The 13,275-nt window shown below is 53.3% G+C and carries 12 protein-coding genes; 5 read left to right on the top strand and 7 right to left on the bottom strand.

The genetic code is table 11. The features are described from left to right. The first annotated feature begins 3 nt into the window (after window positions 1-3). The 4 genes from truB (at window position 4) to miaA (ending at window position 4,371) form a co-directional block, all read left to right on the top strand. Entirely contained in the window at window positions 4-906 is a 903-nt protein-coding gene (truB, locus tag AB1598_13040; protein MEW6145934.1) for a tRNA pseudouridine(55) synthase TruB, read from the top strand. A 46-nt stretch (window positions 907-952) separates the two neighbouring features. Then, a complete protein-coding gene (gene rpsO, locus AB1598_13045; protein ID MEW6145935.1) occupies window positions 953-1,222 on the top strand; it encodes a 30S ribosomal protein S15 in 270 nt (89 codons plus the stop codon). A 50-nt stretch (window positions 1,223-1,272) separates the two neighbouring features. After that, window positions 1,273-3,360 (top strand): polyribonucleotide nucleotidyltransferase, encoded by a 2,088-nt coding sequence (pnp, locus tag AB1598_13050; GenBank protein ID MEW6145936.1) that lies wholly within the window; start codon window positions 1,273-1,275, stop codon window positions 3,358-3,360. An 84-nt stretch (window positions 3,361-3,444) separates the two neighbouring features. Then, window positions 3,445-4,371 carry a tRNA (adenosine(37)-N6)-dimethylallyltransferase MiaA gene (gene miaA / locus AB1598_13055; protein MEW6145937.1) on the top strand — a complete coding sequence of 309 codons (927 nt, stop codon included), beginning with the start codon at window positions 3,445-3,447 and terminating at the stop codon, window positions 4,369-4,371. 396 nt (window positions 4,372-4,767) lie between these two features. Here miaA and AB1598_13060 read toward each other — a convergent pair whose 3' ends face one another. Together AB1598_13060 and AB1598_13065 are read right to left on the bottom strand one after the other, a co-directional pair. After that, window positions 4,768-5,244, bottom strand: a complete 477-nt coding sequence (locus AB1598_13060) for a cytochrome c-type biogenesis protein (GenBank protein MEW6145938.1) — start codon at window positions 5,242-5,244, stop codon at window positions 4,768-4,770. Between the two features lie 14 nt (window positions 5,245-5,258). Next, window positions 5,259-5,816: a TlpA disulfide reductase family protein gene (locus AB1598_13065; protein MEW6145939.1), complete on the bottom strand. Its 558-nt coding sequence runs from the start codon at window positions 5,814-5,816 to the stop codon at window positions 5,259-5,261. 165 nt (window positions 5,817-5,981) lie between these two features. On the opposite strand from AB1598_13065, the gene AB1598_13070 reads away from it, so the two are divergent. Next, window positions 5,982-7,730, top strand: coding sequence for a diguanylate cyclase (locus tag AB1598_13070; protein ID MEW6145940.1), 1,749 nt, complete (start codon window positions 5,982-5,984; stop codon window positions 7,728-7,730). 48 nt (window positions 7,731-7,778) lie between these two features. Here AB1598_13070 and AB1598_13075 read toward each other — a convergent pair whose 3' ends face one another. The 5 genes from AB1598_13075 to AB1598_13095 all read right to left on the bottom strand — a co-directional run bounded on the left by AB1598_13075 (window position 7,779) and on the right by AB1598_13095 (window position 13,238). Continuing rightward, entirely contained in the window at window positions 7,779-8,198 is a 420-nt protein-coding gene (locus AB1598_13075) for a TRASH domain-containing protein (protein MEW6145941.1), read from the bottom strand. Between the two features lie 77 nt (window positions 8,199-8,275). Further along, window positions 8,276-8,797: a cytochrome c gene (locus AB1598_13080; protein MEW6145942.1), complete on the bottom strand. Its 522-nt coding sequence runs from the start codon at window positions 8,795-8,797 to the stop codon at window positions 8,276-8,278. A 243-nt stretch (window positions 8,798-9,040) separates the two neighbouring features. Continuing rightward, on the bottom strand, window positions 9,041-9,415 hold the full coding sequence (locus AB1598_13085; GenBank protein MEW6145943.1) for a hypothetical protein: 375 nt from the start codon (window positions 9,413-9,415) through the stop codon (window positions 9,041-9,043). 150 nt (window positions 9,416-9,565) lie between these two features. Then, window positions 9,566-9,991 carry a hypothetical protein gene (locus tag AB1598_13090; protein ID MEW6145944.1) on the bottom strand — a complete coding sequence of 142 codons (426 nt, stop codon included), beginning with the start codon at window positions 9,989-9,991 and terminating at the stop codon, window positions 9,566-9,568. Window positions 9,992-10,082: 91 nt separating this feature from the next. Then, the gene (locus tag AB1598_13095) at window positions 10,083-13,238 is read right to left on the bottom strand and encodes an efflux RND transporter permease subunit (protein ID MEW6145945.1); all 3,156 of its coding nucleotides are present in this window, start codon (window positions 13,236-13,238) and stop codon (window positions 10,083-10,085) included. Window positions 13,239-13,275 lie beyond the last annotated feature (37 nt).

Below are 13,275 nucleotides of genomic sequence, written 5' to 3' on the forward strand. Positions count from 1 at the left end.
GGCGTGCTAGTTCTCGATAAACCCAGAGGCATAACTTCCCAGGCGGCCGTCAATACCGTGAACAGGCTTCTCAAGGCCAAACGCGCAGGACATACAGGCACTCTCGACCCCTTCGCCACGGGGGTTCTGCCCATCTGTGTCAACGGCGCGACGAAGATAATCCCCTTTATGGACAGCGGGCATAAAAAGTATGAAGCGGTGATGAGGCTCGGCGCGAGGACCGACACGCTAGACTTAACGGGCAGGGTGCTCGAAGAAAAGGAAATAGGGATTATCAATAATTCCGAGCTATTAGATGCATTTTCAAAATTTAGAGGTAAAATTAAACAGGTTCCGCCCATGTACTCCGCCCTTAAGAAGGACGGTGTCAGGCTGTATGAGTACGCCAGGCAGGGTCTGGAGGTCCCGAGGGCGGAGAGAACCGTGGACGTTAATGAGTTGGAATTACTGGATTTCAACCCCCCGCTCGTCAGATTTATGGTAAAATGTTCGCGCGGCACATATATAAGGGTGCTCGCTTCGGACATCGCCGATGAGCTTGGGTGCGGCGGACACCTTACGGAATTGAGGAGGATCGAAAGCGACGGTTTCACAATCGACGACGCCGTTACTATAGATGATATCAAAAACGGCTCCGTGGAACTGACCCCTCTCGACCACGTCCTCTCCCATATGAGGCGTATTACCGTCGGTCAGGACATTGCGTGTGATATCAGGGAAGGAAGGCAGTTAAGGAAATACGATCTCCAAAGGCTGAGGGTCCCGGAGTTTCAGGCTGGGGAGAGGATCATGGTATACGAGGGCGAGACCCTCATCGCCGTTACCGAGGCCATGATGGATTCGACGGAGACGGAGGACATCGGCGGAGGAGTTATAGTATTCAAGCTTCTCAGGGTCTTTAATTAGAGTATAAACAAGGGAAACCGAAACAGCAGTTCAAGGAGGGCATTAAATGTCTATTGAGAAGGAAGAAAAGGCTCAGATAATCAGCGACTATGCCATGCATCAGAAAGACGTCGGCTCGCCCGAGGTCCAGGTCGCGATTCTGACCCGCAGGATCAAGGACCTTTCGCTCCATACGGAAAAGTCCCCGAAGGACCATCATTCGAGGAGGGGTCTCGTGTCGCTCGTCGCGAAGAGGAGAAGGCTTTTGAATTATATAAGAAGAAACAAACCGGAGACATACCCGGATCTCATTCAGAAACTCGGACTTAGAAAGTAGGGTCCAAAGGAGGGCCAGTTTTGACTATACAACCAAAAAAGGTCGATGCCATGATTTTCGGTAAACATTACGGGCTTGAGACCGGATCGATTGCCAGGCAGGCTAACGGAGCAGTATTCGCGCGGTACGAGGACACGGCGGTTCTTGCCACCGTTGTCGCACTGGAGGAAAAATCTGAAGGGGAAGACTTCCTTCCGCTGACCATCAATTACCAGGAGAAATCGGCTGCTGCCGGGAAGATACCGGGCGGATATTTCAAAAGGGAGGGCAGGCCTAACGAAAAGGAGGTCCTGACTTCGAGGCTTATCGACAGGCCGATAAGACCCCTTATACCGAATGATTTTACTTACCAGACACAGATTATCGTCACCGTATTCTCGGCCGACCCGGACCACGATCCGGACGTGCTGTCACTCACGGCGTCCTCTGCCGCTCTCATGGTATCGGACATACCTTTCGACGGGCCTCTCGCCGCGGTAAGGGTAGGCAGGGTAGGCGGCTCGTTCATATGCAACCCCACGAAGAAAGACCTTGCCGAGAGCGATATGAACATCGTCGTCGCGGGGACGAAAGACGCGATCGTCATGGTCGAGGGCGGGGCGAACGAAGTACCGGAGCCTGAAATAGTGGACGCCCTCATGTTCGCTCATCAGAGCATCCAGGAGTTTATCAAGCTCCAGGAAGACCTCGTAGCGGGTCTCGATATACAGAAACGGGAACCGGAGCCGGCGGTCGCCGACGATCCGATCGAAGCCGAGGTCCTCGCCTATGCCGGGCAGAAATTGAAGGAAACCTTTATGTCCGCCTCCAAGGCCGAGAGGAGGCAGCGTATAAAGAGCATACGCGCGGAGACGGAGGAACATTTAAAGTCACTCCATCCCGACGAGGAAGTCGACGTCTCCAGGCCGTTCGAAAAGATATTGAAGGACTTGGTAAGGGAGCTCATAGTAAAGGACAAGATAAGGCTCGACGGCAGGGGATACGCCGACGTAAGACAAATTTACGGAGAGGTCGGATTCCTTTCCAGGGCGCACGGCTCGGCACTCTTTACGAGGGGGGAGACCCAGGCGGCCGTTACGGCGACACTGGGCACGACTTACGACGAGCAGAGGATAGACTCCCTCGAGGGCGACATCACCAAGACGTTCATGCTCCATTACAACTTCCCCCCCTACAGCGTGGGCGAAGTGAGCTTCAGGCTCGGGCCGGGACGGAGGGAAATAGGGCACGGGGCTCTCGCGGAGAGGTCTATAATTCCCGTGCTCCCGAAAAAGGAGCAATTCCCCTATACGATTCGCGTGGTATCCGACGTGCTCGAATCGAACGGCTCGTCCTCGATGGCCACGGTCTGCGGCGCGACGCTCTCGCTCATGGACGCAGGCGTCCCCATCTCCGCCCCGGTAGGCGGCATAGCGATGGGGCTTATCAAGGAAGGCGACGAATTCGTGATCCTCACCGATATACTCGGGGACGAAGACCACCTGGGGGATATGGATTTCAAGGTCGCCGGCACGAAAACCGGCGTGACCGCGCTCCAGATGGATATAAAAGTTACGGGGGTCACGAAAGAGATTCTTTCGGCCGCCCTTGAGCAGGCCAAGGCAGCGCGTCTTACTGTCCTCGACAAGATGAGCGGTATCCTCGAAGCACCGAGAGAGGAAATATCGACATACGCGCCGAGAATACTCACCATGCAGATAAGCCAGGACAAGATAAAGGACGTAATCGGCTCGGGCGGCAAGACAATCAAGAAGATAGTAGAGATAACCGGCGTCCAGATCGATATAGACGATACCGGAAGGGTGAATATAGCCTCACCCGACAGGGAAGCCTGCGATAAAGCGGTCAGGATAATTCAGGGGATAGTGGAAGAGATCGAAGTCGGAAAATATTACCGCGGGGTCGTAAAGAGGATTCTCGATTTCGGGGCCATCGTGGAGCTTGGCTACGGTAAGGACGGGCTTGTGCATATATCGGAGCTCGCCCCGACGAGGGTCAAGAGCGTCACCGACATCCTTAAAGAAAAAGACGAGGTCTTAGTCAAGTGCATCGGCAAGGAGCACGACGGCAAGATAAGGCTCAGCAGGAAGCAGGCGCTTGACCAGAATATAGAAAATTACACGAGCAGCGCTATATAAGAGAATAGTCCCGCCCGGGCCCGCTTTCTTCGGGACCGGCGGGTTTCTTTCTCTGTTCTCAGATTTTTTCTTCGCACGTTAAAAGTGAAATCCGAAAAACCCAGGCTTCTCGTCGTTCTCGGGCCCACCGCTTCGGGTAAAAGCAGGCTGGGCGTTGAATTAGCGGAGAGATTCCGCGCCGAGATAGTGAGCGCCGATTCGCTTCAGCTCTATAGACGCCTCGACATCGGCACGGCCAAGCCCACGCCGGAAGAGCGCAGGAGGGTCCGGCACCATCTCGTCGACGTAATCAACCCTGATGAGGAATTCAACGCCGGAAGATTCAGGGCGGAAGCCCGGAAGGTAATAGAAGAGCTCCACGCCTCGGGTAAGAGGATAATAATCGTAGGCGGCACTTATCTGTATATCAAAGTGCTTCTATCGGGGCTCATAGAGGACATCCCCTCTGACAGCTCCATAAGGAACGGGATAAAGAAGCTCAGGGACTCCTTCGGGACCGCGTACGTGTACGAGAGGCTCAAAGCGCTCGACCCGGAGGCTGCGGCCAGGATACATCCCAACGATTACGTGAGGGCGGAGAGAGCGCTCGAGGTCTTCTACCTCACGGGGGAGAAAATGTCCCACCTCCAGTCCCTCCACGATTTCGGGGATAGGGAGTACGATTACTTAAAGGTAGGGATCTCCGTCGAGCGCGAGGAACTGAGACACAGGGCAGATCTCAGGGTCGATGAGATGATAGCCGAAGGGCTCGTCGACGAAGTGAAAAGTCTCAGGCTCATGGGTTACGGCCCTGAGTTAAAACCTATGCAGTCCATCGGCTATAAAGAGATTAACCGCTACCTCGACGGAGAGCTCAGGCTTGAGGAAGCGGTCGGGCTTATCAAGCGCGACACCAAACGCTTCGCCAAGCGCCAGATGACCTGGCTAAGGAGAGACAAGGAGATAAACTGGTTCGACCTCCCCGGTGATTTCGAAAAAGTGCTCTCAGCCTCCCGCGCCTTTTTCGGCTAGAGTGTATCTCATGCCATGATTTGTGACCCATGTAAATCTGTCTTTAAAAAACCCGTTCGTACTGAGCTTGTCAAAGTATGAATGGGTTTTTCTGCCTCGCATCGCCTCCGTAGGAGCGGCATCCTGCCGCGACATGAACGTGAACAACCAACCTTGTCATTTCGAGCAGCGCGAGAAATCTATCTTTTGCATTTATCTTCTAATTCCCTCCGCCTGTCCTGAACTTGTTTCAGGATCTAAAGGAGGGAAAGGGAGGATTTCGTATTTATCATTCCCGAGCGTTTTAATCGGGAATCTCGTCTTTAAGATTTGAATAATCGCAGCTGGAAGCCGCTCCTACAATTATTCAGGCCGAAGGCGCGGCAATCCCAGACATCAGCGGCGGCCTGTCGTCCCTCACGACTCGCGCTTTTTCAACTCCTCGTCTATCCTGAGCATGTAGTCGCTGTCGGGAGCCGTCTTCTCCGTCCTCTTGCCGGAACCGGCCGCGCTCTTGCCCCCCTGTGATTTGAGGTATATCCCTATGCCGAGCCCCCCGAATACGATCGCGAGGCCGGGGAGCACCCAGAGGAGCCAGTTCACGCCCTTTGGCGGCGGGGACGCGAGTATCGTTTCCCCGTACCTGTTCACGAAGTAAGCGATGACCTCTTCTTTCGATTTCCCTTCTTCGAGCTGCTTCCTGATTATCTGCCTCATGTCCTGCGCGAGGTTGGAGTTCGATTCGGCGACGCTCTGCCCCTGGCAGACGGGGCACATGAGCTGATGGGCTACCTCGTTCACGCGGTCGTCCAGGCTTTCGGCCGGGGAGTATCCCTGCTGGAAGGCAATAAACAGAAGGGTCAGAATGAAGACGGCTGAATATCTATTCCGCATGGCAGGCATGGCGTCTAGTTCATGGACGATGTCTCTCTGTCAGGTGCGGCAGCCCTGTTGACGTAGTAATCGATTATTTCCTCCGTCAGCGGGCCGTCGTACTTATCCGTAATTATACCCGAGGGGCCGATAAAGTAGGTCTCTGGCACGCCCCCTATGCCGTAGTCGACCTGAATCTCCTCTTCTGGGTCTATTCCCTGGGGATACCCCCCTCCGAACCGCTCGATGTATGAAGCGGCGCTTGAGCTCTCGTCCCATACGTTAACGCCGATGAACACGACATTTTTATCTTTATATTTGAGCCACGACTGCTCTAGCGCAGGGGCTTCCTGCCTGCACGGCATGCACCAGGACGCCCAGAAATTGAGAAGCACAGTTTTCCCTTTAAGCTCGGACAGGCTTACCCTTTTCCCGTCGAAGAGCTTTAGCGTGAATTCGGGCGCTTCCTTCCCGACGAGCGGGGATGTCTTCACGTTTTCCCTCTCCCCGAAGAGGGCGTATCCGAGGAGGGCGAGTACGAGGAAAATGACCGCGAGAACCCCAAGCTTCGTCCCTGTGTTTAATATGCTCATGTGTCTTTCCTTGATCGTGCTAGGTGATATTATAGCCAATCGGGGGAATCTTTCATCCCCAAGAGGCTCTCGCAGTTAATAATTTTATTTCTAATCAGTTAAAGGACTTTTCCCGGCAGATGTGATATAATATTGGCTCGGGGTTACTGGGTTCCGTCGGCGCACATGAACAGAGATATAGATAAAGTAAGGAACACGAGCATGAGGCTCCATGATGAGGAAGTGGAGCGGTTCAGGGCGCTCCTGGATTATAATATTCTCGATACCGGGCCCGATCCCGCCTTCGACGAGCTCGCGCGGCTCGCGGCTTACATCTCCAGGACCCCGATCGCCCTTATTACGTTCGTCGACGAGAACAGGGAGTGGTTCAAGTCTGTCATAGGCATAGAATGCCCGATTAGTGAAGTCCCCCGCGACAAGTCGTTCGGCGCTTACGTCATAAATCACCCGGATGATGCGCTTGCGATATCGAGGCCGCTCGAGGACGAGAGGACAAGGCAGAACCCTTTCCTCGCGGCCAATCCCGATATAAAGTTTATTGCGGGTCTTCCGCTTGTGGACGGAAACGGCCACAGGATAGGCTCGCTCACGCTGGCGGGTTTTTTACCCAAAGACCTGAGCTATGAGCAGGTTTCGATGCTCCAGACTGTTGCCGGGAACGTCATGCTCAGGCTCGAGCGGGGACGGAGCGCTTCCGGCCTCGGCGAGCCGGTGCCTTCCCTGCGGATCAGTGACGAGAAGCCGCTTTCGGAAAAGGATGTTCCGGGTGAAGACGAGGAGAATAACATCCGTGCCCTCAGCGATGGCGCTCCGGTCATCGGCGAGAAAATTTTAGGCGATATTGAAATCGACGGCGAAGAGGAGAACAGCACCACTATCAGAAAAGATATACAGGACCTCATCGGCAGGCTCGAAAGGCAGAACAGGAAGCTCATCCTCCTTTGCGAAATGGACGAATTGCTCCAGGCTTCTCACGACGAGGAAGAGGTTTACACTATCGTCACGAATTTCAGCAACAAGCTCTTTCCCGGCGAGCCGGGGGCGCTGTTCATATTCAACGATGTCCTGAATATCCTCGAATGCGTTTCCGCCTGGGGGGAGGGGATAAACAGCGAGCGCGAATTCCTCCCCGACAAATGCTGGGCGCTCAGGCTCGGCAGGCTCCATTATGTGAATAACCAGCCCACCGAGCTCTACTGTCAGCACCTGACCGAGACTTCGGGTATAAACTATTACTGCGCGCCGATGCTTGCGAGGGGCAAGACCCTCGGGCTTTTCTACATCCACAACGGGTTCGGGAATGTTGAAGGGCCTGTCAGCGAGCGTGACAATATTTACACGAGCCATATCGTTTCGACTATGGCGAAGCTCACCGCGCTCGCCCTCGGGAACATAAAGCACCATGAGGCGCTCCAGAACTACGCGATCTACGATTCTCTCACGGGCCTTTTCAACAGGCGTTATATGGAGGAGACGCTCAAGAGGGAAATCAGCAGGGTCGCGCGCAACAAGGAGCCCCTCGGTCTCATAATGGTCGATATCGACCACTTCAAGCAGTTCAACGACGCTTACGGGCATGCGGCGGGGGACATGCTGCTCCGCAGCATAGGCGACTTTTTTAAGGACCGTATCAGGCGCGAGGACATCGCCTGCCGTTACGGGGGAGAAGAATTCGTCCTGATACTCCCGGGGTCGTCCCTCGAGAATACGTACCGGAGGGCCGAGCAGCTCCACGACGAGATCAAGCGCGTCCGTGTACGCCACCGCGGGAGCTTCATCAGCTCGGTAGAGGTGTCAATGGGCGTCGTGGTCTTTTCGGAGCACGGAACTTCCGCCGAGCTCCTCCTGGAATCGGCCGACAAGGCGCTCTATAAGGCGAAAGCCCAGGGGCGGAACAGGATAGTAGTCGCCTGAGCGCTCAACTGAGAGCGTATCTCTATTTACAACAGCCTGACCTGAACCTTATTTGTTAGACGTGGTGCCGAACGCCCTCAAATCCTCAACATTCTCGAAATAATAGACCTTGCCGTCGGGCGCCGCCCCAATAACGGCAGTCGATTTATCCACATCTTTCCCGCTCACGGGGTCTACGGCCATACGGCTCGAAGGGTCTTCCTTCAGCTTCGCCTCGCACATCTGGCAGCAGCCGTAGTACATTTTGCCTTCGACCTGGACCGGTATCTGCTCCTTGTCGTAGAGCTGGTTCGTGACCATGCACACGTATTTCGACTCGACCTGCTTGAGCTCGGGCTGTGTATCAGCCTGTGTCGAGCCGCTTCCCTGGTTCTGCGCCCTCGGCGCCTGAACGAAGAGCGTCATGGCGGCTGTTAAAACCAGAGAGACAATCAATATGGAAATGATCCTCGAGATTCCCGTACTCATAATCAAAACCTCCTGTATGTCTTTATAGCGGGCACAAACGAATTATAAACGATCTCCCGCTCCTCTTCTATTTTTCTTTAATGATTGTTATGCTGACCGTCCGGGTTCTTTCCCGCCTCGCTCTTCATCTGTTTATACTCCTCGTGCGTCATCTCGGGGAGCCTCACGACAAATGCCGTTATGCCCCATATCTCGTCATCCGAGTATGTGGAGCCTGATTCCGGCATTCCCGTCATTTTTATGCCGTTCTTGATAACCCAGAAGATCTCGGCGGGCCTCAGCGCGCGGGCCGCGTCCGCAAGGTCGGGTGGAGCCGGGTTAAACCCTTCCGCCTGATCGATGCCGGGCGCGCCGTGGCAGCCGACGCACATGTTTTCATAGTGCTCGAACCCCTCCCCCACGAGCGCCTCGCTCTCGAGAGCGGGCTCCTTGATTCCCTCCGCGTGTTTCCTTATCGAGCTGATTTTCGCCGTGTTGAAGACCCACGTTACGATTTCCGAGTGCGGTACCGTCGCCGCTATGTTATAGGTCCCGGAATAGATAAAAATTACGGCGCCCAGAATAAAAAAGCATATGAGAACGAAAAATGCCCTGATCATTTTTTGCCCTCCTCCCTTGTATATTGGATCGTTTAAATCGAAACCGACACGCAGTCAAAGACTTGAGAGCGTATAATTCTATATCGGCGTATCACACGGGACCGTCTCTACGGTTATTATAAACTTTTTTAACGCGACTCGCTTTCTCCCAACATTTCCCTGTTTTACATTTTAAGATAACCATTTTACCCCTTCCCCGGGCGGGGGAGACTGGAATTGGCCCTCACCCGGGGAATGTTTCCATCACTGAGGCTTCGGAGAACTCTGGCTCTCTGCCTCTTGCGCCATCTTCTTGTGCTCCGCCGCCATCTCTCTATACTGTTCGGCGGATGCCTTCGAATCGGCGGCCAGCTTCACACAGTGGGTCGACATACCGGCCATCTTTCCTCCCTCGTACGCCTCAGCCATTGAATCGTGCAGGGTAGCCTTCTTTTCCATCAAGACCGCCTGCTCTTCGTAATACTCCGCGATCTTGATATGGTCTTCGGGCGTATCCGCCGTTTCGATCAGCACGGTGATGTCCACTTCCTCTTCAGTGCTCGCTGGAATTCCTCTGCTGAGAGAAAAAACCAACACGGCCATTGTGAAAGCTGCTAAGATTAACATCGACTTCTTCATTAGTATCACCTCCTTTTTTTATGACGTGTTTTCTCGCTTTGAAGTAACTAGGTTATCAACTGAGCGCGCTTTTCTCCTTACACGCTAGACTGGCGGAATTTTCCCAACAAATTTAATAAAATCGATTTCCTGCAACGACCGCGCCATGTGTCAATCCTGTGAATTCAAATTACTGTTGAAGCTTTTCAGGTTCTCTTCGCTTTCGAAGTAATAAACTGTTCCGTCGGGCATCGTCCCGATTACGGCCGTGGCTTTATCGACCTCGTTGTTGCTTACGGGATCAATCGCGGTGCGGGCGTTCGCGTCACTTTTCAGCTTCCCTTCGCACATCTGGCAGCAGCCGTAGTAAGTCTTGCCTTCTATCTCGACGGGGATCTGCTCCTTCGCGAACGACTGGTTGTTTATCATGCAGACGTATTTTGACTCTATAGGGGAAGCGCCCGGCTGAGACTGCTTTTCCGCTAGGCTCTGGTTCGCATCACCTGCATAGGCGCGCTCGTGCAAAAGAGCCGACACCGTAATCAGACAAAAGCTGAAAATCGTTAATGCTTTCACTGCAAATGCTCTGGTCTTCATTGAAGAACCCTCCCTGAGTTTGTTTTGGGTGCTTATGCTTCAAACTTTTTAACATTTAGGTATTTTAATTTCTTCGTAAGACAACATTTTGTTAGATCCCCTCCTGAGGCTGCACGCTCAACCTTTCCTCCTTCCTCTCAAGAACATACCAGCGCCAGATACCGTAAATAGCCGGATAGACCACCAGCTCGAGGATGAACGATGTGAAGATGCCGCCGATCATCGGAGCGGCGATACGCTTCATTACGTCCGCGCCGGTGCCGGTTGACCACATGATGGGAACCAGTGCCATGAACAACACTGCTACCGTCATGACTTTCGGCCGCAGTCGTTTGACTGCTCCGTGCACAATCGCCTCATCCAATTGCGGCTTCGTTTTCATTGAACCTTTAGCCCGCATATCCTCATATGCGAGGTCTAGATAAAGCAGCATGAACACGCCTGTCTCTGCATCCACACCCATTAGCGCAATCAGTCCGACCCATACGGCAATGCTTGTGTTATAGCCCAGGAAATAGAGAAGCCAGATCGCGCCGACGGCGGAGAACGGCACGGCCAGGAAAATAATCAGCGTCTTGGCCACCGAGCCGGTATTGAGGTACAGCAACACGAAAATAATAAAAATCGTAATCGGCACTACGGTCAGTAATCTGTTTTTGAACCGCTGCAAATACTCGTACTGCCCACTCCAGACGAGCGTATAGCCCGGCGGTAGTTTGACCTCCTCCTGAATTATTTTCTTCGCCTCTTTCACATAGCCCTCATAGTCTTTCCCCTCGACATCTACGAACACGTAGCCTACTTTCTGCCCGTCCTCGTTCCTTATCTCTGGAGGGCCTGAGCTGAAGCTGATATCGGCGAGGAGCGTGATCGGGACCTGCGCTCCCGACGGTGTTGCGACGAGCACCCTTTCGAGCTTGTCCATGTCGGTTCTCAATTCTCTCGGATACCTGACGTTCACGGGGTATCTCTCCTGTCCTTCGACTGTTTGAGATATGTTTTTTCCGCCGATAGCTGTTTCTATAACGTCCTCGACTTCTCCTATAGTGAGACCGTATCTTGCGGCCTTTTCCCGGTCTATGTCGAAATTGAGGAAATACCCTCCCGTGATCCTTTCGGCGAACGCGCTCCTCGTCCCGGGCGCTTTAGAGAGCACCTTCTCTATCTCGACGGCTATATCCTCTATGGTTTTAAGGTCGGGACCGAATACTTTGATGCCGAGGTTGCTCCTGAAGCCCGATGTCAACATCTCTGTCCTCGTCTGAATGGGCATCCAGAATATATTGGCCATGCCCGGGAATTTTACTGTCTGATTCATTTCCGATACTAGCTTTTCCCATGTCATTCCTGCCCGCCACTCACTCTCGGGCTTGAGCGTAACTACTGTCTCCACCATGCTGAGTGGTGCTGAGTCCGTGGGCGACTCGGACCGTCCTATCTTGCCGAATACCCTCTCCACCTCGGGGAATTTCATCAGCATCTTGTCCTGAATCTGGAGTATTTTGGCGGCTTCCGTTATGGACATACCGGGCACGGCCGTCGGCATGTAAAGGATAGTCCCTTCGTTCAGCGGGGGCATGAATTCTGAGCCCAGCTTGAGAAAAGGGAAAACCGTCAGTACCAGTATTACGACCGATGCGAATAAAACGGTCTTTTTGAAACGGAGCACGAATTTTACGACCGGTTCATACAGTCTTATGAGGAACCTGCTTATGGGGTTCTTTTCCTCCGGTTTTACTCTCCCCGTCACGAGAAGGGCTACTAAGGCTGGGGTTATCGTTATTGCGAGAAGGGATGAAAAAAACATCGAGAACGTTTTTGTGAATGCAAGAGGTTTAAACAGTCTCCCCTCCTGATATTCGAGAGTGAATATAGGGAGGAATGACACCGTGATCACGAGTAAGGAAAAGAAAACAGGTCTTCCGACTTGTTTCATCGCTTCGAGAATAGCGTCGAACCTCGATCCTTCCTCTCCCTCCGACTGCCACCTCTCAAGATTTTTATGAACGTTCTCTATGATGATGATCGAGGCGTCCACCATTGCTCCTATTGCAATAGCGATCCCTCCGAGTGACATGATATTCGAGTTGAGATGCATGTAGTACATGGGGATGAAAGCCAACAAAACCCCGATAGGGATCGACAATATGGGAATTATCGCGCTTCTGAAATGGAGGAGGAATACGATTATCACCAGGCTCACGATGATCATTTCTTCGATGAGAGTCCCTTTAAGAGTCTCTATTGCGCGGAGTATGAGGTCGGAACGGTCATAGGTGGTTACGATCTTCACTCCGTCGGGCAGCGACGGCGTTATGTCTTCGATTTTCTCTTTCACGCTTTCTATCACGTTGAGAGCGTTTTCGCCGTGGCGCATGACGACGATTCCGCCGACCGTCTCTCCTTTCCCGTCGAGCTCGGCAACGCCTCTCCTGATATCGGGACCGAGCTGCACGTTTGCTATATCCCTAACGTAAACGGGCGTCCCGTTTCCGTTCGTCCCCACCATGATTTTCTCGATGTCGTCCACAGATTTGATGTAGCCTCTTCCCCTCACGTAGTACTCGGTCGACGCGAATTCGACGACCCTGCCGCCGACGTCGTTGTTGCTCGTCCTGATCGCTTCTATCACTTCGTTTATGGGTATTGCGTAGGCTACGAGTTTGTTGGGGTCGATTTCTACCTGGTACTGTTTCACGAAGCCGCCCACGCTCGCGACCTCGGCGACTCCGGGAACCGATTCGAGCCAGTACCTCAAATACCAGTCCTGAAACGAGCGGAGATCGGCCAGGTCATGCTTGCCGGATTCATCCACCAGCGCGTATTCATAGACCCATCCCACTCCCGTTGCGTCGGGTCCCAGCGTCGGGTTGACTCCTTCGGGGAGTTTCCCTCTCACCTCGTTTAAATATTCTAGCACTCGGCTTCTCGCCCAATACAAATCCGTCCCGTCTTCGAAAATCACGTAGACGAGCGACGTGCCGAACATCGACTGTCCCCTCACGTATTTCACCTTTGGAGCGGCTATCATGCTCGTGACGATGGGGTAAGTGATCTGGTCTTCTATCAAGTCCGGGCTTCTCCCTTCCCAGTCGGTGAATACTATGACCTGGACGTCGGACAGATCGGGCAGCGCGTCAAGCGGAGTGTTCTTCATCGCCCAGTATCCCCAGGCGGCGAGAAAAGCAACGAGCGTGATCGTTAAAAACTTGTTCCTTGCAGAGTATTCTATGATTTTATCTATCATCGATCCTTTCCTTTTAAGCTCTTAGCGATAGGCAGTC

It is taken from the genome of Thermodesulfobacteriota bacterium, assembly GCA_040754335.1.
Classification (GTDB): Bacteria; Desulfobacterota_D; UBA1144; order Nemesobacterales; family UBA2774; genus 2-12-FULL-53-21.

What these genes read in the sequence shown, in the direction of transcription:
- AB1598_13090 (MEW6145944.1), bottom strand. Translation starts at nt 9,991, where the DNA reads ATGAAGACCAGAGCATTTGCAGTGAAAGCATTAACGATTTTCAGCTTT.
- rpsO (MEW6145935.1), top strand. Translation starts at nt 953, where the DNA reads ATGTCTATTGAGAAGGAAGAAAAGGCTCAGATAATCAGCGACTATGCC.
- AB1598_13075 (MEW6145941.1), bottom strand. Translation starts at nt 8,198, where the DNA reads ATGAGTACGGGAATCTCGAGGATCATTTCCATATTGATTGTCTCTCTG.
- AB1598_13085 (MEW6145943.1), bottom strand. Translation starts at nt 9,415, where the DNA reads ATGAAGAAGTCGATGTTAATCTTAGCAGCTTTCACAATGGCCGTGTTG.
- AB1598_13080 (MEW6145942.1), bottom strand. Translation starts at nt 8,797, where the DNA reads ATGATCAGGGCATTTTTCGTTCTCATATGCTTTTTTATTCTGGGCGCC.
- AB1598_13060 (MEW6145938.1), bottom strand. Translation starts at nt 5,244, where the DNA reads ATGCGGAATAGATATTCAGCCGTCTTCATTCTGACCCTTCTGTTTATT.
- AB1598_13065 (MEW6145939.1), bottom strand. Translation starts at nt 5,816, where the DNA reads ATGAGCATATTAAACACAGGGACGAAGCTTGGGGTTCTCGCGGTCATT.
- pnp (MEW6145936.1), top strand. Translation starts at nt 1,273, where the DNA reads ATGATTTTCGGTAAACATTACGGGCTTGAGACCGGATCGATTGCCAGG.
- AB1598_13070 (MEW6145940.1), top strand. Translation starts at nt 5,982, where the DNA reads ATGAACAGAGATATAGATAAAGTAAGGAACACGAGCATGAGGCTCCAT.
- AB1598_13095 (MEW6145945.1), bottom strand. Translation starts at nt 13,238, where the DNA reads ATGATAGATAAAATCATAGAATACTCTGCAAGGAACAAGTTTTTAACG.